This window comes from Pseudomonas sp. SMSB3 (genome assembly GCF_052041965.1).
Taxonomy (GTDB): domain Bacteria; phylum Pseudomonadota; class Gammaproteobacteria; order Pseudomonadales; family Pseudomonadaceae; genus Aquipseudomonas.
Window position 1 is genome coordinate 1 of sequence record NZ_JBKGGV010000050.1, and the last position, 352, is coordinate 352.

At 69.0% G+C, this 352-nt stretch carries 1 protein-coding gene; it reads right to left on the reverse strand.

The window, feature by feature from the left end; translation table 11 throughout:
* Positions 1–352, reverse strand: a 352-nt coding sequence (locus tag ACLEJW_RS23245) for a type VI secretion system Vgr family protein (RefSeq protein ID WP_440778332.1), incomplete at both ends; no start/stop codon positions are given.

The window sequence follows — 352 nt, forward strand, 5'->3', positions numbered from 1 at the left end:
ACCGTAGGTGGCGCCGGCGTCGGCGTTGAGCTGGGTCAGGCTGTCGAGGCCGGCTTGGAGAGCGTCGGCGTTGTGTTGCTTGGCCGTGTCGGAGAGGGTCTTGAGCCGTTGCTCGCTGTTCTGCAACTGCTGCTGGGCTTCGCTGATATCAAGCTGCGCGCCCTGGGCGTTGCTGCGCTTCCAGGTGCTCAGGTACAGGCCCTGCTGGGCGCGCAGGGCGCCATAGGCGTCGGTGCGCAGCTCGAAGCCGGTGCCGCGCAGGGCGCCGCGGTGGTTGCCGCGCTGGTCGATCAGGTAGCCGAGGTTGAGCTGGGTGTGGCCGTGGCTGCTGTGCAGCTGCGTGCGCACCTGG